Source organism: Vibrio sp. sp1, from assembly GCF_016920955.1.
Classification (GTDB): domain Bacteria; phylum Pseudomonadota; class Gammaproteobacteria; order Enterobacterales; family Vibrionaceae; genus Vibrio; species Vibrio alginolyticus.
This window is the reverse complement of record NZ_CP060590.1, coordinates 50,198-69,540: the sequence shown is the minus strand read 5'-3', so window position 1 is coordinate 69,540 and position 19,343 is coordinate 50,198. Positions and strand designations below refer to the sequence as shown.

Sequence of the window (19,343 nt, the reverse complement as noted above, 5' to 3'; positions counted from 1 at the left end):
GTCTGCGTTTATCCACGCAAACAGTTTTGAAAAAAGGTTACTTCGTCGCTAGTCAGCGTATATACCATTGCGGGTTTTCCACCTTTGCCTTTGTTGGTTGAAGCGACTTTATTAGTGGGTTTTAGTACGCCTGAATCTATCAAGCGGCGCTTAATCGTCATTCGGCTGATATCAATACCAAACTCTTGATAAGCAGAAATGATGTCCGCAACCAAAAACTCTTTGTCTAATGCAAACAAAAGAACCGATGTGTATTCAATGGATGCACGAAGCTTTTGCCACGCTTTTTCAATGGTTTTTTGATGATCAAATGCGAGGGTTTCTTCTCCATTGAGAATAGCCTGTAGCGAAAACCATTTAAGTTGGCATTCCGGTACACCTGCATTATTTATTTGCTCTACATTGTTACGATCAACTAAGGCGTAGTGCGTAATGTTTAAGCTCCAGTCTTCTGGATCGCGCTTTGGATCACCGTCGATAAACGCTTCGCTAAAATGGCGAGGGTAGGTATGGATTTTCTCACGGCAAATTCGGCGACGCGCCGCTTCAAAGTTTTCATCGGCCGGGCGTCCGCCTTCACTGGTTAAGTCTTTATCAAAGACAAATCCGCCCGGTAGTGCCCAGACTCCATGGTATGGCCGATTTGGATTTGAACGTTTAATCAACAACACTTCCAATCCCTTATCGGCACAGCCAGATAGCCTGAATGGAATAATGTCGACAGATACGATCATGGTTGGGTCCTAATATTGATTTGTAAGTAATCTAGCGCATAACAAGTGGTCAATCAATGGGTAAGTAACGAGTTGTTAGAAACGTTTTAGGTAGTGTTCTTAATACGGTTTGAGCATAAATTTACGGATGACTCTGACTTATTCACAATGCTTGCTCGAATTCTAGACAAAAAAACCTTATAAAAATGAGTGGTTAGTAACAAAAGTTGACAAACTATAGATGGGTGTTTATTGTTTACGCAAATTAGTTAGTAACAAAAAGTTATATACCCAGGAAGGGCATGTAGAAGGGCACCTAATGACCACCAAACTATTTTCTTCCCGCATCATTCAAAGCGCTTTGGATTTCGATGTCTACAAAGTCAATATGATGAGCGCTGTAACAGCGCTTTACCCTGATGCGATGGTGTCATATAAGTTTATCGTGCGCAGTGAGGAAGACCTCTCTGAGCTTTTGCCCGAGGTAAAAGCCGAAGTCCTTAAACTGCAAGATATTCAATTTACGCAAGAAGAAATTGAATATATTAAGCGTGTCGCGCCTTACCTGAATCCTGACTTTGTTGATGCACTGCGCCATTTCCGTTTCAACCCACAAAGTGATGTCTCTTTCCATAATAAAGCCATGGCTGATGGCTCAAGCCAGTTAAGAATTACCATTAACGGTTTGTGGCGAGATACCATCTTGTACGAAACGATCATCATGAGCATCGTGTCTGAAGTTCGTAGCCGTCAGCGTTGGTCAGATATCCCTGTTGCGCAATTTACCACTGTTTTAGAAGAGAAAGTTCGGCACCTAAAGTCGGAACTAAAACGTCGTAACATCACTAACTTTAAATTTTCTGACATGTCGACGCGTCGACGTTTTTCCCTCCAAGCTCAGCGCACTATGCTGGAATATTTGTGCCAGGAAGTGCCGGAATGTTTGACAGGAACAAGTAACTATCACTTAGCAAAAGAGCTGAATTTGACGCCTATCGGCACCGTTGCTCATGAATGGTTTATGGGACACCAAGCTCTGGTGAATGTGCGAGATTCGCAAAAAGTGGCGTTGCAACGTTGGCAAAAAATGTTTAATGGTGCACTAGGTATTGCGTTAACCGATACGATTGGTATCGATGCTTTCCTTAAAGACTTTGATGAAGAACTAACTAACGCGTACTTCGGTGTACGTCACGATAGTGGTTGCCCTTATAGCTGGGGTGAAAAAATGATTGCACACTACCAGTCGCTGAATATAGACCCATTAACAAAAACACTGGTGTTTACCGACGGACTTAACTTCGAACAAGCGTTAGATATTTGCGAGTATTTCCAAGGACGTATTCAGGTGAGTTTTGGTATCGGTACTTTTCTTGCCAATGATATGGGTGATTATGTCAATAAAGATGGTGAAGCCTACCAGCCACTTTCTATCGTGATAAAAATGGTCACGTGCAATGGTTCACCGGTCGCCAAAATCAGTGACGAACCTGAGAAAGCCATGTGTGAAGATATCTTCTTTTTGATGAATCTCAAGCGCCGCTTTGAACAACCTCTTGATTTAAATGAGTGTCGTAAAATGATTGATCGTTTAGAAACTGAAGGTCAAAATTATCTCATCGACGCGTAGGCGTTATCTTCTCTCCATGATAAGCACCCTCTATCGTTACGACAAATTTATATAGGTAAACGTGGAGGGTGATTTCGTTATAGTAATATACAGAAGTAACCAGATACAGCGCAGGAAAGCACTCAAAAGTTGATGTGTTATCTGCCTTTGATAGGTGTAAATCGATACGTTACAGCATCGTGGACGGTGTATCTCATCCGACACTAAACTCAGTCTAATCACGTAGTTTATTCCCACGTACCATGAGCTCACTCGTGTATAGACGTCTATCTGCTTTTATGACTTTGGGCTTCACGTAGTTGCTTGAATCAGGAGTCAAAATGAACCTAGTAGTACATTTGCAAAAGAAAGCGATCCGAAAATATGGCTATGAGATGGCCACTCGCCAAGCATGGAAGTGTGGTATCAAGGCAAATCTTGTAAAGCGCGTGATTGGCCTTTTTAAAGGACAAATTGTTTGTGTGGTTGAAGGTTGCCGAGCAGAGTTTTCTTCTCCTCTTAATAACCCCCTTCACGAAGATGGCAAGCAGGGGCGATATGTGTTTGTTGGCGGTGTATGCTGGGAACCAAATAACATTATAGCGCCTGGTTTCCCTGATTTTATGTTTATGCACGTGCGTAATCTAAGCCACCGTCATAAGTATTTAACGGATGACGAACTATTTTTGAGCTTGGCTTAAAAATAAATCTCATAGACTAGTCCAGTCCAATCATAATCAGTAGTGATACAGTTTTAGCTCTGTTGACATTCTGCTGAGTGTTTCTTGACGTACCCCTTATAAAACAGTGTTTCTTTACTTGTTAATAACAGAGGGTTTGTTTTCGTCTGATGTGATTTCCCTTTTGCGATTTACCATAACGCTCATCAAAGCAAACCATACTGGGATGTAAATCATGAATATGAAATCTATCGCAATTGCAACGGCAGTTGTTGCTGTACTAGCAGGCTGTAAAGACAAAACGCCACCAGCTCCAACTCAAGCAAACATTACTTTGGTTGAAGCGGTGACTGAAACGGTGAAAAAGCCGCACCAAGTATGTAAAGATGTGGTAGTAACCGAGCAAGTTGCCCCTGCGGATGATAATAAAATTATTGGTACGGTTGGTGGCGCAGCAGCTGGAGCTGCGCTGGGCAACCAAATCGGTGGTGGCTCAGGTAAAGTGATTGCAACTGCAGCTGGTACGATTGCTGGTGCACTGACAGGTCGTAAGATCCAGGAAAATGTGCAAAAAGGTGATGTAGTAACAACGACGAAAAAACAGTGTCATACAGAATATACGACATCTGATAAAGTAGTGGGTTACGACGTCACTTACGAAGTTTCAGGTGCACCAACGACGGTTCGTTTGGCGAGCAAGCCAGCGACAAAAACGTTCCCAATTCAAGATGGTAACGTTGTTCTACCACAATAGTTAGCGACTTAACCGAAGCGATTAACAAGCCCTTTTATCTTTGAGATGAAAGGGCTTTTTCACATAAGCGGCGTTTTCATCTGTTTTCCCATTGGAATGTGCGGCCAGAAATACCCGTTAATTTCCGCGTTCGATACAATCACTTTTCTTAAAGTACGAACGGAAAAAACATGGAAGATTTTTACCTGACCGAGCACGGTTTGGCTGGTTATTTCGAAGCGCAATGGTTCGACAAGTTCATTGAGGATCAACAGATTGAGATGATAACCAGTCGCTCAAAACAAGTCCCACTTTCTTTTTTGTCATCACCTCACTGCTCCCAAGTTGCTGATTTTATTGCGCAGGCGGTAATCGAAAGCAGCGTTCAGCCGTATTCCCTACTTGAGGTTGGGGCGGCGCTGGGAAGAAATTATTATGAGTTAGTGCAACGCTTACCTAACCTTAGAGAAGCGACGCTTGTGGAGCCTTCAAATAGGTTAATGGATGGCTTGAAGTAACTATTAATAGAAGAACAACGCGTCGAGCTTACTTACCTTCACGATGTGAACACCTTAAACACTTTAGAGGTAGAGAATAGAGATATCGTACAGAAATGTGCTCATGTTGATTTGACGCTAATTAACCAGCCTTTTGAGCTTGATACTCTCCAATCTCGCTTTGATTTAGTCGTATGTTTAAATGTGATTGATCAATGTGAGTCGCCACTTAGCGTGATCAATGCTCTAAAAAAAACCACCAAGGTGGGTGGGCTGATCGTTGTCTCTTGCACTTATCAGTGGAACGCGAAACACATCAAAAATAAAGAAGAGGCGGTTGATGATATCAAAGAATACTTTGCTGAAGGCTGGCGTCTAGTGTCGGAAGCCGAGCATGAATATCGCATCCGGTTTAATGATCGCTTTGCAAGGCAGTTTTTATCTCACGTAGTCGCTTACGTAAAAACCGATTAGAGCCACATAAAAAAACCGAGCACTTACGGCTCGGTTTTTTAGTCTTTGGGTTAGAGCACAACTTTAAGTAACGTGCGCTTCTTGTTGCTCTTGCAACTTTTTCTTACGACGTTCTCGTTTAGAAAGCCAAACCAGAGGCACAACAATCATAATGGTTCCTATTGCCATAAATATATCTGGCACTTCTCCAAACCAAATCAATCCCACAAACACGGCACCAATTAAGCCACTGTATTCAGCGCTGGCAATTTTGTTGCTATCGATCGAGCGGTAAGCGATGACACATGTTGCTGCATAAATCATGATGAACAGACTTGAGCCAGCAGCAACAGGGAAAGCACTCCAGTCCCAAGGTTCTGCTTCGATCAGAACAAGCAAGAAGGCTACTGGAATACCTGCCAAGTTTGTCATCAATAACGTTTGCATCACAGACTGATTTTTTGGCAGTTTTCGAATGAGCAAGTTATTGATTGCTAAAGTAATTGCAACAACTAAAGCTGAAATTGCTGCCCAATCGATTTGGTCTGGACGAATGATGACTAACACACCGGCAAAGCCCATTATCGCTGCGGCGACCGATTGCTTAGACAACTGTTCTCCAAAAAAGATTGCTGCAAGTGGCAACATGATCAATGGCGCGGCGTAAAAGATCGCGTTCGCAGTTGCGAGCGGTAAAGATGAGATCGCCAAAACCATGAATATTGCACCAAGTAACCATACGTGAGCGCGAACAGCATGCCACTTAAACCCTTCAAGAAAAGGCGCATTTTTTGTTAGCAAGTAGACTGGCAGCAGGAAAAGCACCGCTGAAATTTGTCGGAAAAAGACAAATTGAAAAATAGGCACTTCATTTCCGACACTTTTAATTAAAGAGTCCGAAAGCACCGCAATGAGATTTCCAACAATTAATAGCAGCATCGCTGCTCCGACCGATGTAACTTTCACTTTTCCTCTCCTCTTTCTTTGCCAAAGAGTAGGTGATGTCATAGGATGAAGTGAAGTGATATTTATTAGTTTAAGTATGAGATTTTTAGATAATGAAATTGCCACCACTCAGAGCGGTTCACTGTTTTGAATCTGTTGCCAGAAACTCTAGCTTTTCGCTTGCTGCTGAAGAACTCAATGTGACGCAAAGTGCCGTTAGCCACCAGATACGATTATTAGAAGATTATTTGGGTGAATCATTATTTATCCGTCAAGGCAGAAAGCTCTCTTTGTCCGATACGGGCACCCGCTATTTAGAGGATATTAGCCCAGCAATTAGCTCAATTGCGATGGCCAGCCAAAAGGTGCGAGAAGGGGACAAAGGCAGCATACGGTTGGCGATTTATAGCTCGCTTGCCGTAAAGTGGCTTATTCCGCGTTTGTCTGATTTTAAGCGCTTACATCCAGAAATCGATCTGACACTCAATATGGTCGTTGGTGATCCTGAACAGACAGACAGCGTTGGCGATTGTTTCATCACGGTAGAAAAGCCAAAGCGAAACTACATGTCGGTAAAGTTATACGCGGAGACGCTGTATCCGGTCTGCAGCCATAAAATTTGGAAAGAGTTGCAAGATCAACCGATTCCAGAAGCGCTTTGGCGATACCCTATTTTGTCGACAGACTCAATTTATCGTGAGAGAGGAAAAGACTGGGCTGAGTGGTGCAGAGCGGGCGGTTACACCTTGCCGAAAGATGTCGATGTTCAACATTTTAGTCATATGTTGTTGGCAATAGAGGCGGCGCGTTATGACCAAGGCATCGCATTTGCGAATGATTTTATGCTCAATGAAAGAGATAAAGCGCACGATTTGGTGTACATCCCTTCTCATGGATTGGAAACCGGAGACAGCTTTTATTTTATTCATAAAAAGAGTCGAGCCAAGCAAGCGGAAATCATCAAGCTCACTAACTGGTTGAAGCAGCAATGCTTGTGAAATGACTAAATTGTCAAAATTAAGAAAGAAAGTGGCAAAGTTGTGTCTAAATATTTCATGTTTTATTGAGTTTTTATTCATTAACATCCACTTGGTTTTGAAACCAAGTGAAATGGACAGCATGGCATGCTTAAGGATGGGCAAAACACAACCTCAATAATTAACAGGCAGTGAAATACAATGTTTAAAAAAACATGGCTAATGACAGCCCTTCTAGCAACATGTTCTGTTGCAAACGCAGCTCCTTACGTTGGTGCATCTGTAGGTCAAGCATCGTTTGGTGATGTTAATGGCTCTATCAATGGTGGTGGTACTAACGCTAGCACTAAACTTAAACTTGAAGATGACTCAAGCCTTTCAGGCAAAGTATTCGGTGGTTACAAATTCAACGAATACATTTCTCTAGAAGCAGCCATTGGTGGCTACGATGCTTTAGACGGCAAAGTTGTTACTGTTGGTGACATGAAGTATCTATCGATTCAGCCAAAAGCGACTCTACCGATTGGCGATCGTTTCAACCTTTTTGCTAAAGCTGGTCTTTCTTACTTCAATGCTGAATTCAAAATTAGCAACTCTGTGATTGACGGTAGCGCAGGCCATACCACCATTTCTGACAGCACTGTAACAGGCATGTACGGTTTAGGCGCAGAGTTCGCTATTACTGAAAACTTTGCTCTACAAGTTGAATGGGAATACATGATGCCTGAGCTAGACATTGCGAAATTTGGCAATGAAAAAGTAACGGTTGATGCAGACATCAATGTGTTCTCTGTAGGTATGAGCTACCGTTTCTAAGAATACTTATTCAAGTTACCTCTTGGCTTAGTAAACGTTTTTGACTTCTGTTGGTCGAGCTGAGTCCAAGCTTTGAATTTGTTTAGATATAGCACAGGAAGTTTAGTTGCTAAGCGTCCTGTGCTATTTTTTTGCTTTGGAATAACTCTTAGGAATCTTTGTGAACGATGTCAATCTTAGGTATCTGGATCTACTGTTAAAGCACTTTGAACCTCACCAGTATCACCTTGTTACGCTTTCTGAGCTAGAAGCGGTGATTTGCACGTCGAGGCGCAATGTTTCTATTGTGATGAAAAAGCTTGCCACTTACGATTGGGTCGATTGGCAACCTGCGATTGGCCGAAGTAACGCTAGCCGTCTCAGTATTAATATTTCCCTCCAACAAGCGATGACCGAGTTTTTGGTTGAGGAGCTTGGCAGAGGAAGAATGAACTCAATAACGAAACTTATTGATTGGTTCGGTCAAACCGCGGTTAGAGCACTAACTATCGCTTCTGAAAAAGTGAATCGATTGAATGAATCAAATAACGCTATTTTGATTTCTTCTTACCCTTGGGTATCCAAAATCGACCCTGCGAATACTTACCGTCACACTGAATTACACGTCGCGAAAAGCGTTTATGACGTATTGCTGACCCAAAATTCCAATGGTGGTATCGAGCCATCGTTAGCACACGAATGGAAAATGGAAGGCAAGGTAATGACGTTATGGTTGCGGCCAGGCATATATCGCCATGATGGCGAGCCCCTTAACATACAGGATGTGGTTTGGAGTATAGAAAGACTTAGGGAGATAAAAGGACCAGTTCACGAGCTCTGGCAGTGTATTGATAGCGTGGTTGCAGAAACATCTAACTGCTTAAAAATTATATTGAAGTATCCGAACAAGTTGTTTCCATACATGCTAGCAACTCCTCATGCGTCTATTCTGTGTCGAGATGTCGTCTCTTTCGGTTCTAGTTATTCCTACCACATAGGGACTGGACCATTTAAAATCAGCGGCTGGAACCAGGAGAGTATGACTCTTGAAGCGCACAAAGAGTATTTTTCAGCACGCGCATTGTTAGATCAAATAACGCTGTCTCATGGTGATGTTAAAACCTTAAATATGTTGAGCTTTAACCAAAGCTCCGATCACGTTGAAGTGGAAAAAATTAGCGCATTTTCATATTTGACCTACCGCGAACGCGTGGAATCCCAACTCACAAAAGAGACTTGGTATCAACTCGCTGATTACATCCATGTGCAAAAGCGAATTTATGATGCGCCAAGTGCCGTTGACAGCATTCAGTTAGAGACTCACGAGCAAGATTTATCAATAACAGATGGTGTTGTGATACCTAAACTGAAAGGTAAAGTGGTATTAGCTGAACCTGTCTGGACGATTCCGAGTTTAATTCGTCATTCCGAATGGTTGCACAGTGTGATTCGTGCAACGGGATTAGAGTTAGAGATCATTGTTATTGATGACATTAGTTTTCCTGAGGTAGTGTCTCACCAAGCAGATTTGCTCTTCATTGAGGAAGTCATGGAAGCACCATTTGAATATGGCATCTTCGAATGGCTGTCGATAGCAACTGGACTGCGTTTTAGTTTTGATCAAAGCCAGATGTTAAGCCATAGAGAAAAGGTTCGCAGGGCGATGGCAGATGATCACTCGCTACAGTCTTTATTAAACCTAGAGAAAGCGCTGCGCGATCAGTACCTATATTTGCCTTTGTTTGTTGGCTACGAAGAAGTGACAAAAACACAGCAAGTGCGAGGTGTGCAGGTGAAGAATACAGGCTATAGCGATTTACATAGGTTATGGATTGCTCATTCACACTAGAGTCGGTGTTCAAGATTATGCAAATGTCCAACGCATAAAGCCATCGAAATGATGGCTTTATAAGGGCGTATCGGATTAGAAGTTGTACGACACACTTGCGCCAACAACCCATTGGTTTGCGCTATCAACGATAGAAGAGTCGCTGATACCGCTGCCTAGGCGCGTGTATTGTGTCATTTGGCTTACTTGCCAGTTGTCGTTGATTGGCATAACAAGTTTGTAGCCCACACCATAGCTTACCGTTGAATCACCTTTGTATGCTTTGCGGTTTGCGTTTGCTTCGCGTTGTTTCACACCAAAGTAGTAATCTACGTAGTCTTCACTTTGATAAGTTAGGTTAGCAAAAGGAACAAAATCAACACTACCGAATTTCATGATGTGGAAGTAAGTCGCGCCCGCTAAGTAACCTTTGTAAGCACCGCTGATATCGTGCTGAAGGTATGTAGAAATGACGTTGTTTTGATCCAGTGTAAAGTCTGCGTTTAAACCTAGATCGACGGCGAAACGGCGTTTATCTGTGCCTTTCAGGCTTTTCGCTGTATCACCGTCGCGCATTACACCACTACCTACAAGGTAGGCACTCATGTTGATTAACTCATTGGTGTTACCGAAGAAGCGGTAGTTAATGCCACTTAGGTCGGCATTAAAGTCGTCACCATGGTAACCACCGTTGAGAATTGGTGCTGTATTATGCTTTTGATCTTTGAAAAGATCGCTGCCTTGAGCCACACCAGCTTCTACGTTCCAACCGCCTTCGTTGTTGTAGATGTTACCGTTACGAATGTAAGTATCGCCAGCGAAAGCTGAGCCAGCAGCTGTCAGAGTAAGTAGTGCAATTAATGTTTTTTTCATCATTTTTCCGAGTTGTTCTGTTTTGTTTTGAACACTGTACAAAATGACGTTGTAAGCATCTATCGGCAAAGCGTATGGAAATGTAATGAACAATCAGGGTAAGAAGCAGAATGTTGCTTCAGAATAGAAAGGTTGCTGGAATAGCTTTCGTTAAAACAGCGAAAAAATCCGAGCTGGGGTGGCTCGGATTTGGGGTATTTATCAGGTATTGATACTAACTTCTTACTGTTTCGTTAAGTTGTATAGTGGTGCTAGGTCACCCGTTACTTTTTCGCCATTCATGTCTAGCTTCATAAGTACGTTTTCACCAACAAAGTATTGGTTTGGTGCATCTTCATTTGTCAACGTTACGATGCTGCCATTTGCGTCCCAAGTGAATTGACCTTCAGATTTTGATTGACCGTCTTCTTTGTCTTGGTAGCTTTCTTCAAGTACGTAAGTGCCATCTTGATTTAGTGTGATGGTCATATCGATACCAGCACAATCCGCGCAAGGTAGTGTTCCTTTGTAGGTGCCGTTCCAGTCCAGAGCACTTTGTGCGTTGTGTTCAGAGTCTACAAATGTCTCTTCAGTAATTACCTGTTCTTCTTCTACTGGTAACGTGTCAATTGTCTCAGTCGTAACGTCTGCACTGGTGGTGACTTCAGTTTCCGTTGCCTGAGGTACTTCAACTGCGCTTGTTTCGGCAGGTTTCTCATCTTGACAGCCTGCAAGAATGATTACCGCGCCTGTTAGTGCCAACATTGTCTTTTTCATTTTATCCCTCTTTAAATCAAGATTTTGTATGAGAGTAATAGTAGACATTTATCGAGGATTTGCGTCATCAAAAAGCAATAGAATGATCTAACTATGTCAATAAAACCGGATATGAGCATGAAATTGTCAGGAAAATCAGAACAATGTAAATGTTGCTTTGGGTATCAAGCTTGAGCCCACAGACAAATATCTAAAAAGGGGAGTGGGAGCGAGTTAATTGATAACAGCCCACATTATTGTGAGTTGTATTATCAACATCATCTAAGAAACGTTATTGAAGCTTGAGCGTGAAGTGCCTCGTTTTGTGCTTCGTTGATCAGAAAACAGCTCCGCAATAACCTGACGATTTAATTCGCCTTTCAAATTGCCGTGCTTATCGATGACGGGCAGTGAATATTCACACGACATGACTTCAGTCAGCACTTGCTCAATGGCTAAATGTGGAGAGATGATAGGCACCTCTTCATAGATATCATCACGCCAATCTGATAGGTGAGTTAACTTCGCTGCGTTTAGCAATCCTTGCTGTGTTATCACGCCTTGATAGCCTGCATTGGTCTCATGGTAGGCATAATCACGTTTAACACGTTTCATTTCACTCAGCGCATCTTCAATGGTTTCAGCGCGAACACAGTACGAAGGTGGCTGCATCAGCGTTTCGACCGTCAGTGCTCGCGCTCTATTGACGTCTTTTACAAAGGCTTCAACGTACTCATCGGCAGGATGCAGTAAGATTTCGTCCGGTGAACCTTGTTGGACAAGTTCACCGTCTTTAAGTATCGCGATGCGATCGCCAAGTCGAAGCGCTTCATCTAAATCATGAGTAATGAAAATAATGGTTTTGTGCAGCTTCTGTTGCAGCTCTACCAACTGATCTTGCATTTCGCTCCGAATCAGAGGGTCCAATGCTGAGAAAGCCTCGTCCATCAACAGTATTTCGGCGTCGGTAGCCAGTGCCCGTGCAAGGCCCACACGCTGTTGCTGTCCACCCGATAGTTGAGCAGGATACTGGTGCTCATAACCCGTCAGTCCAACGGTTTCTAACCATTCATTTGCTTTTTCTAAGCGCGCCTCTTTATTTATTCCCTGAACTTCTAAACCATATGCGATGTTGTCGATAACAGTGCGATGAGGCAGCAAGCCAAAGCGTTGGAACACCATAGACATCTTGTGACGGCGAAACTGTTCAAGCTCTTTGTTAGAAAGTTGCATGACATCCACCCCTTCTACCAAAATCTGCCCCATGGTTGGATCGATTAATCGGTTGAAGTGGCGAATCATGGTGGATTTTCCAGAACCGGATAATCCCATAATGACAAAAATTTCACCCTTTTGAATTTGCAGGTTGATGTCTTTTAGTCCGACCGTGTGGCCCGTTTCCGTTAAAACCTGCTCTTTACTATGTCCCAACTTAACGCGCTCAATCACGCTATTGGGCTTGGGGCCGAAGATTTTATACAGACCGCTGATTTCGATAAGTGGACTAGTCATGTTTTGAGTCTCCTAAATGAGCTTGAGTGCGTTTCGCATACGCTTGTGAAGCACGATCAAAAAGGATTGCTAGGGCGACAATTGCTAAACCATTGAGAAGACCAAGAGTGAAATATTGATTGGTAATAGACTTTAGAACAGGCTGACCTAAACCTTTTACCCCAATCATTGATGCGATGACCACCATTGACAGTGCCATCATGATCGTTTGGTTAATTCCCGCCATGATGGTTGGCATTGCAAGCGGAAGCTGAACCCCAAAAAGCCGTTGCCGAGTGCTGGCACCAAATGCGGTTGCGGCTTCCAATACTTCTTTATCAACTAGACGAATGCCCAAATTGGTTAAACGAATAACCGGTGGAATCGCGTAGATCACTACTGCGATAAGGCCAGGAATTTTCCCAATGCCCAATAACATCACAACTGGAATGAGATACACAAATGCCGGCATGGTTTGCATGACGTCGAGTAATGGTGTTACCACCGACTGAATGCGATTAGAGCGCGCCATAGCGATGCCGATAGGGATACCAAGTGCGATGGCAAGCATAGTACATACAGTGATGATACTGAGCGTGCGCATAGTGTCTTCCCACATTCCAAAATAGCCAATCAGAATCAGCGAACCAAAACATGCAGCGGCCAGTTTCCAAGAGCGGCTGGCGGCATAAACGAGAGTGGTGCAGACACCTAAAATAATGAACCAAGGTGTAGAAATCAGAAGTTTTTCAAACCAGACAAGAAACGCAAGGAGCGGATCAAACAGAGACTCAATGAGTTCACCATACTCGCGAGAGAAATCTCTATAGGCGCCGTCGAGTGTTTTGCGAATCGCCCTGAGATCAGAGGCATCCATTTCCGGGAATTCGCTGAGCCAATTTGAGTCAGACATATGTACTTCCTTTTTCTGATATACCTAAGCGCTCTCAAGAAACTTAATTTGGCAAGAAGAGTAGGGCACCTAGGCCAAGTAATGTTCGTTCGACAGGTTCTGTATCGAAAGTATTACCCTTTAAGCTCAGGCCAATGTCGTCAAACTTCTCTTTTTCGTTTCTTAGGTATACATCCTTTTAAATAAAACAATCATTAGTGTTCAAACTAATGATTTGCTTGGATTATAGTTTTTCTTCTTCAATAAAATGAACACATTAGCGTGTATTTGTATGAAAAATCTGCGCAAACTAACGTTTTTATTATCCGGTTAATTAGAATTGATCTTTTTGTTCGTTTGTCATCAAAATTCCTAAATTATTAGATGTCTAATTAATGCTGATGTATTACGTATTTGTCGTGTTGATTTTTGCAAACTTAGTTTATTGGCATATGCTAAAAATGTTATTGGCATATGCCAGTTTAAGGCGTAATTTGACTCTGTGTTTTTGAGGGACAATGATGGCAAGACCAAAGATAGAAAGACGAATATGCGGACGTGCGGCTCACCATTGCTTTAAGCCCAATGGCATTCCATTTAATCAGTTGGAGCAAGTCGCCATATTACCAGAAGAGTTAGAAGCGCTACGTTTAGCCGACTTAGAGGGGCTTAGCCAGCAGCAAGCTGCGGAGCAGATGGGCGTTTCTAGACAAACTTTTGGTAACACAGTAAAAAGTGCAAGATTGAAAGTCGCAAAAAGTTTAGTTGAAGGTCATGCATTAGTTTTTCCGAATGAGGAGTCAAACTTATGATTTATGCTATTCCTAATGATGGTGAGCGGGTGGCAAACCACTTTGTAAAAGCACCATACATCGCTATTTATTCTGATACTGACGGTATGCTAAAAAACTTAGCGAACATTGCTTCTATGCCACAAGCGGGTTGTAATGCGAAGTCTCAGTTGATTCAGTCTTTACAAGGGTACAATGTGGATGCTGTTCTTGTGCGAAATATTGGTGAACGTGTATTGGCAAAGCTACTTAGCAGTGGCACGCCAGTATTTAGGCTGTCTACTCGTAGTTCATTGGAAGATGTGCTTGCGGTTCCAAGAGAGCCTTTGATTGAGCCCTCTCAAGGACGCCCATCAAACAATCATAAGAAAAGTGTTCACAAACAAAAAGGTGGCTGCGGCTCCTGTGGTGGCCCAAAATCAAAACCCTCCTTGTTGGCAAGACCTAAAGCGCTACTCAAAGCAACATCTAGCCCTGCTATACTTAAGCTAGAGTCGATGGCTAATAAGGCAGGTTAATATGGTTTGGTTATTTACCTTTCTTGGTTTTCTCGCAATCATTTTGTTGATGTCACTTGGCGTCATTTTTCACAACAAGCGCATTCAAGGAAGTTGCGGCGGTTTAAACAACGTCGGTGTTGATAAAGTATGCAACTGCGAAACCTCATGCGCAGAACCTGAAAGGCGTTTACATCAAATCTCAGAGCCTAACTCATCACCTGAGCACTAAGGCTTTTGGCCCATTGCGGCAAGGTTTGCCGAAACCAGTCCAAATACTTGCTGGTCTGCGGATTCTCTCTGGAGACCAGTATGTTGACTACCTCGACAACGATCCACGCTTTTGCTAGTCCGATATCGCGCGCCAATTCTGTTGTTTCACCTTTCTCGGCGCACTTTATATATCTGCCTGCCACCTTCAAGTAATCATCAAATGTGCCCATGCCTTCGATGAGCGGCGCTAAATCTATCGCGACATGCCCTGTAGAAAAGCGTTCCCAGTCGAACAGCACTAGTTCGCCATTTTCGCGCTGTCCCCAGTTTCCAGCATTCGAGTCTCCGGAGATCAAGTTCTGCCCATCGAAAAGGTGCGCCGATCGTTGTTGGAGGTTGTGGAAGAACTGTTCTGTCTCTGAGCCCAGTTCAAGTGTAGCGAGTGCTTGTTGAGTCGCTTGTGGTGTCCACTGGTGGCGGTGATAAATACCATCTGATGTTGGTGGAAGTTGGTGCAGTTTGACGAGTTGTTCAATGACTCGACCATCTTCAAGTAAGAATGCTTGCTCGACTGCGTGGGGAACGTATTCAATGTGCAGAACGTTTTTCTGGTCGTCGAATTGAATCAAGCGCGGTACGTGTATTCCAAGCGCGTTAAACTGTTCGGCATAGCGTTGATAAAACGCCACTTCTATTTGAGTAGGGTTACGTTTTTCTATTACTTGGACGCCATCTTGTTCGATGAGAAAAACTTTGGCACTGCCCATTTGGTTGAGTTCTTGCTGCGACACCGGACTTCCTGTCTTCATGTAGAGAGAGCTCACCTTAATCGCTGCACTCACGTTTGCCAATAGCCACGACAAAGTGCCTCAAAAATATTAAATGCAACTGTTTAAATATGATTTTGCTGTGAGTGTCTAAATTTTACACAGTCTCGCCTGTACTCCGATAAATTCGTTCTACGCTTACTATTCGTCTTAATAAAGGAGAACCAAAATGGCTGTAATGAAGCAGGATATTCCAAATCGTGTAACGGTTTACCATGACAATATCGATCAAGAACAAGAGCTGAAAAATGCGATGCTGCCAGAGAAACCGCGCTACTTTAACGGTGCTCCGACTTACAAAGCGAACAGCATCGAAGAGTTTGAAAGCAAAATCAGTCAGATAGGTTTGTCTCTCGATAAATAATTTTTCTTTTACATAAAAGCGCCCTCAAAATGAGGGCGCTTTTTTGTTTATGTGATTGATTTGAATCGTAGGGAATTAACCTTGTTGTGCACTGCCTTGGCAGACTTGCTTCTGCACTGCTGGTGGCGCGGGCTCGTAATGGCTTAAGGTCATACTAAAGCTGCCTTCGCCACCGGTGATGGAGCGTAATCGACGAGCGTAATCTTGCAGCTCGTTTACTGGTGACTTGGCTTTCAACAACGTGAATTGGCTATCAATCGGTTCGGTGCCTTCTATTAATCCTCGATTACCTGACAAATCCCCAGACACGTCACCGACGTTTGTGGTTGGGACGTGTAACTCCATTTGGACAATTGGCTCCAGCACAATAGGATCGGCGTTGTTAATCGCATCTAAAAAGGCTTTCTTACCTGCGATGACAAACGCAATTTCTTTCGAATCGACGGAGTGATATTTACCGTCATAAACGGTGACTTCCACATCCTTAATTGGGTTGCCAGAAATCGCGCCTTCCTCTAACGCTTGCAAAATACCTTTTTCAACAGCAGGAATGAGCGCGGTTGGGATGGCGCCACCCACCACTTTGTTGATGAACTTAAATCCGGCACCACGTTCGAGTGGACGAACGTTCAATTGCACTTCACCAAACTGGCCTGCACCGCCACTTTGTTTTTTGTGTCGATAATGCCCTTCGGCAGGTTTGGTGATGGTTTCAAAGTATTCGACGCTTGGTTGGCAGGTTTCGACGTCCAGTTTGTACACGTTCGCCATCTTTTCTAATGCGACTTTGAGGTGAAACTCCCCTTGGCCGCTGATGATGGTTTCGTTGGTGCGAGCGCGATGTTCGATGCGCAGCGAAGGATCTTCACTGGCAATTTTATTCAGCACATCTCCTAATTTTTGCTCATCTCCACGCTTAAGAGGCTTCAAGCACAAAGAATACATGGAGTCAGGAAGATCCAACGTTTTGAGTTGAACTCCATCTTCTTCGTGAGAGTCATGAACGATTGAATCGAATTCGAGATCATCCACTTTGGCTAAAACGCAGAAGTCGCCCGCAAGCGCGCGAGGGATCTCGGTTCTATCTTTGCCCTGCAGTTGATATAAGTGCCCAACTTTAAATGCCTTGTTGCTTTCGCCAATATAAAGCTGGCTGCCCGCATTGATTTCCCCCTGATACACACGTAAGTAGGCAAGTTTTCCCATATATGGGTCGACGCTGACTTTGTACACGTGTGCGACGGTGTGCTCTAAGGTTTCGCAATTTACTTTGATTTTTTTGCCGTTCTTTTCCAGTTGAGGAGGGTTACCCTCGTTTGGCATGGGCATGATCTCCGCCAAGGTGCGCAGCAGCAACTCGACGCCCGTGCCGGTTTGTGCTGAGACAAAACAGACCGGAATCACATGTCCAGTTCTTAGTGCTTCTTCAAACGGATCATGCAGTTGCTCTGCGGTGAGTTCGGAGCCTTGTTCCAGATACAGTTCCATCAGTTCTTCATCGACTTCGATAACTTGGTCAATTAGGGTCTCATGAGCTTCATCTACCGTTGCAAGTAAGGTTTCTCGTCCCAATTCTGGTTCGAAATAGCAGTCAACTACAGATTCCCCATCAGCCGAAGGTAAGTTGATCGGCAAGCAGTGGTCCCCAAAATGCTCAACGATGTTCTCCATCAATCTCTCTAACTGATTACCGTGGTTATCGAGCTTATTGATGATGATCATCTGACATTTTTGCTGCTCTTTTGCAAAGGTGAATAAGCGATCGGAAGTTTGGTTAAGCGGTGTTTGAGGGTCGATGACAAGGGCGGATGTTTCAACGGCAGGAAAAACGCTGATAGTACGGCCAAGTAACTCGTTTTGTCCCGGAGTGTCGATGACATTGAGCCGGTGTTTATTCCAGCGCAGTGCGACTGGCGTTGCTTCAATACTGTGTTGATATTGGATGGATTGAGGATCGAAGTCGGTAACGGTATCGCCTTTTTCTACGCTGCCTAAATGGTGCGTGGCATCACAGGTAAAGAGCAGTTTTTCTATCAGCGTGGTTTTACCGGTCCCGGTTTGGCCGACAAAAGCGATATTGCGTATTTTATTGATAGGCATAGAGCCTCCTTGCAAGATGGCGTGAAAAACCTACGAATTGCTAGGAAGTGGGTTGCTATAGAAACCCACGCACTGCATTGGAGTAGGGCGGGATTACCGCCTATTCGTCTTCCATGTCATTTTTCGGATGACTCGATGCATAAGACCACCTTCTTGGACCACTGTAATCTTAGCATGCCGTAATAACCGTATAATTTATGTGACTTATTTCATGATGGGGCTGATTGTTTTTTAATCGAGATCATAAACTCAGAGGTTCTGACTTTTGGAGCAAAACCTCTGGATTGTTTAGGCTATTTGGAAAGAACGATTTCGCCGTCGCGATAAACCAAGCTTGGCGTTACATCTTGTCCTAGTAACACCGGGCCATCAAGATCGACAACGCTCGCCTGAGCTGCAATAGGTAACGCGGCTCGCATCGCCAGCGACGTCCCCAACATACAACCGGACATGAGGCTAAAACCGAGTTTTTGGGCGTCGTCGGATAATAATAGTGCTTCAGTGAGTCCGCCAGTTTTATCTAGCTTAATGTTCACCATTTCATATTTGCCAACCAGCTGATGTAATTGCTCTCTGGTGTGACAACTTTCATCGGCGCAAAGTGGAATGGGGTGCGGAATGCTGGCGAGTACGTCATCGCAGTCTTGTGGCAACGGTTGTTCGATCATGGTGATGTCTAGCGGTTCGAGTTGAGCAAATACCGTCGCGAGATCGAGGCTTTGCCATGCTTCATTCGCATCTAAAACAATTTGCGCGTGCGGCGCGGCATCGCGTACTGCTGCAACGCGCTCAATCACGTTTTCACCATCCAGTTTTACCTTAAGCAGTTTTGCGCCTTGGCTAAGGTAAGCTTGCGCCTGTTTTGCCATTGCTTGCGGCGTGTCGATAGAAACCGTCATCGCCGTCACAATCGCCTCTGGTAACGTAAAGAGGTCGTGAACCTGTTGCTTGTGGCTCAAAAGCGCGTGAAGATGCCAAAGGGCGCAATCCAATGCATTTCTTGCCGCCCCTGCGGGCAATAACGATTGAAGCTGGCTTTTGAGAACCATGACATCAGCTTCGCCTTTGGCATACAAACTTTGCAGTTCATGCGCGGCGTGAGAAATCGTCTTAATCACCGATTCAACCGATTCACCATAACGAGGGTATGGCGTGCATTCACCTTGGGCTGTCATGCCTCGATGTTCAATTGTCACGCGGACTACGTGGCACTCTGTCCGACTGCCGCGAGAGATGCGAAATGGTGTCACCATGGCAATCGTGACGGGTTCTACATGAATTTTCATCTCACTAGTTTTCCCTAAACCGCAGTTATTTTCTAAACCGTAAA

19 protein-coding genes and 1 pseudogene are annotated in these 19,343 nt (G+C 43.9%); 11 read left to right on the top strand and 9 right to left on the bottom strand.

Translation table 11 applies throughout. From position 1 onward, the window contains the following. Positions 1-8 precede the first annotated feature (8 nt). Positions 9-734, bottom strand: a complete 726-nt coding sequence (locus H9L11_RS15750) for an NUDIX domain-containing protein (protein WP_005373953.1) — start codon at positions 732-734, stop codon at positions 9-11. Positions 735-1,032: 298 nt separating this feature from the next. Between H9L11_RS15750 and pncB the strand changes: the two genes are divergently transcribed. From pncB to H9L11_RS23670, 4 genes and pseudogenes are all read left to right on the top strand, one after another. Then, the gene (gene pncB / locus H9L11_RS15745; RefSeq protein ID WP_205391252.1) at positions 1,033-2,343 is read left to right on the top strand and encodes a nicotinate phosphoribosyltransferase; all 1,311 of its coding nucleotides are present in this window, start codon (positions 1,033-1,035) and stop codon (positions 2,341-2,343) included. A 320-nt stretch (positions 2,344-2,663) separates the two neighbouring features. Then, a complete protein-coding gene (locus tag H9L11_RS15740; RefSeq protein ID WP_033906302.1) occupies positions 2,664-3,023 on the top strand; it encodes a hypothetical protein in 360 nt (119 codons plus the stop codon). A 214-nt stretch (positions 3,024-3,237) separates the two neighbouring features. Next, entirely contained in the window at positions 3,238-3,756 is a 519-nt protein-coding gene (locus H9L11_RS15735; protein ID WP_005373945.1) for a glycine zipper 2TM domain-containing protein, read from the top strand. A gap of 170 nt (positions 3,757-3,926) precedes the next feature. Beyond that, positions 3,927-4,706: pseudogene (locus H9L11_RS23670) on the top strand (methyltransferase domain-containing protein). 63 nt (positions 4,707-4,769) lie between these two features. On the opposite strand, the gene H9L11_RS15725 reads toward H9L11_RS23670, so the two are convergent. Then, the gene (locus tag H9L11_RS15725) at positions 4,770-5,651 is read right to left on the bottom strand and encodes a DMT family transporter (protein ID WP_005373940.1); all 882 of its coding nucleotides are present in this window, start codon (positions 5,649-5,651) and stop codon (positions 4,770-4,772) included. A 92-nt stretch (positions 5,652-5,743) separates the two neighbouring features. Here H9L11_RS15725 and H9L11_RS15720 point away from each other — a divergent pair, with 92 nt between their 5' ends. The 3 genes from H9L11_RS15720 to H9L11_RS15710 all read left to right on the top strand — a co-directional run bounded on the left by H9L11_RS15720 (position 5,744) and on the right by H9L11_RS15710 (position 9,251). After that, complete coding sequence (locus H9L11_RS15720) at positions 5,744-6,628, top strand: LysR family transcriptional regulator (protein WP_005387224.1); 885 nt, start codon at positions 5,744-5,746, stop codon at positions 6,626-6,628. A 180-nt stretch (positions 6,629-6,808) separates the two neighbouring features. Beyond that, positions 6,809-7,423: an outer membrane beta-barrel protein gene (locus H9L11_RS15715; protein WP_005373936.1), complete on the top strand. Its 615-nt coding sequence runs from the start codon at positions 6,809-6,811 to the stop codon at positions 7,421-7,423. A 160-nt stretch (positions 7,424-7,583) separates the two neighbouring features. Beyond that, positions 7,584-9,251, top strand: coding sequence for an ABC transporter substrate-binding protein (locus H9L11_RS15710; protein WP_064354517.1), 1,668 nt, complete (start codon positions 7,584-7,586; stop codon positions 9,249-9,251). Positions 9,252-9,326: 75 nt separating this feature from the next. Here H9L11_RS15710 and ompV read toward each other — a convergent pair whose 3' ends face one another. From ompV to H9L11_RS15690, 4 genes are all read right to left on the bottom strand, one after another. Next, positions 9,327-10,103: an outer membrane protein OmpV gene (gene ompV / locus H9L11_RS15705; protein ID WP_017635134.1), complete on the bottom strand. Its 777-nt coding sequence runs from the start codon at positions 10,101-10,103 to the stop codon at positions 9,327-9,329. A 222-nt stretch (positions 10,104-10,325) separates the two neighbouring features. After that, entirely contained in the window at positions 10,326-10,859 is a 534-nt protein-coding gene (locus tag H9L11_RS15700; protein ID WP_005373930.1) for a copper resistance protein NlpE, read from the bottom strand. Positions 10,860-11,120: 261 nt separating this feature from the next. Next, positions 11,121-12,350, bottom strand: coding sequence for a glycine betaine/L-proline ABC transporter ATP-binding protein (locus H9L11_RS15695; protein ID WP_205391251.1), 1,230 nt, complete (start codon positions 12,348-12,350; stop codon positions 11,121-11,123). Further along, entirely contained in the window at positions 12,343-13,242 is a 900-nt protein-coding gene (locus H9L11_RS15690) for a proline/glycine betaine ABC transporter permease (RefSeq protein ID WP_005373926.1), read from the bottom strand. The genes H9L11_RS15695 and H9L11_RS15690 overlap by 8 nt, the downstream gene beginning before the upstream one ends. Positions 13,243-13,742: 500 nt before the next feature. Here H9L11_RS15690 and H9L11_RS15685 point away from each other — a divergent pair, with 500 nt between their 5' ends. The 3 genes from H9L11_RS15685 to nqrM are packed head-to-tail and all read left to right on the top strand — an operon-like array spanning position 13,743 to position 14,741. After that, a complete protein-coding gene (locus H9L11_RS15685; RefSeq protein ID WP_005373924.1) occupies positions 13,743-14,033 on the top strand; it encodes a DUF134 domain-containing protein in 291 nt (96 codons plus the stop codon). Next, complete coding sequence (locus H9L11_RS15680; protein ID WP_025577643.1) at positions 14,030-14,530, top strand: NifB/NifX family molybdenum-iron cluster-binding protein; 501 nt, start codon at positions 14,030-14,032, stop codon at positions 14,528-14,530. Before H9L11_RS15685 ends, H9L11_RS15680 begins: the two co-directional genes overlap by 4 nt. A gap of 1 nt (position 14,531) precedes the next feature. Beyond that, positions 14,532-14,741 carry a (Na+)-NQR maturation NqrM gene (gene nqrM / locus H9L11_RS15675; RefSeq protein WP_025768002.1) on the top strand — a complete coding sequence of 70 codons (210 nt, stop codon included), beginning with the start codon at positions 14,532-14,534 and terminating at the stop codon, positions 14,739-14,741. On the opposite strand, the gene H9L11_RS15670 is transcribed toward nqrM, so the two are convergent. After that, the gene (locus H9L11_RS15670; protein WP_205391250.1) at positions 14,719-15,531 is read right to left on the bottom strand and encodes a phosphotransferase; all 813 of its coding nucleotides are present in this window, start codon (positions 15,529-15,531) and stop codon (positions 14,719-14,721) included. The two genes, nqrM and H9L11_RS15670, sit on opposite strands and share 23 nt — an antisense overlap. Positions 15,532-15,718: 187 nt before the next feature. Here H9L11_RS15670 and H9L11_RS15665 point away from each other — a divergent pair, with 187 nt between their 5' ends. Then, positions 15,719-15,913 (top strand): hypothetical protein, encoded by a 195-nt coding sequence (locus H9L11_RS15665; RefSeq protein WP_005373920.1) that lies wholly within the window; start codon positions 15,719-15,721, stop codon positions 15,911-15,913. Positions 15,914-15,988: 75 nt separating this feature from the next. Here the strand turns inward: H9L11_RS15665 and fusA are convergent, their stop codons facing one another. Together fusA and dgcA are read right to left on the bottom strand one after the other, a co-directional pair. Then, entirely contained in the window at positions 15,989-18,013 is a 2,025-nt protein-coding gene (gene fusA, locus H9L11_RS15660; RefSeq protein WP_053304611.1) for an elongation factor G, read from the bottom strand. Positions 18,014-18,306: 293 nt separating this feature from the next. After that, complete coding sequence (gene dgcA / locus H9L11_RS15655) at positions 18,307-19,299, bottom strand: N-acetyl-D-Glu racemase DgcA (RefSeq protein WP_053304610.1); 993 nt, start codon at positions 19,297-19,299, stop codon at positions 18,307-18,309. Between the last annotated feature and the right edge of the window lie 44 nt (positions 19,300-19,343).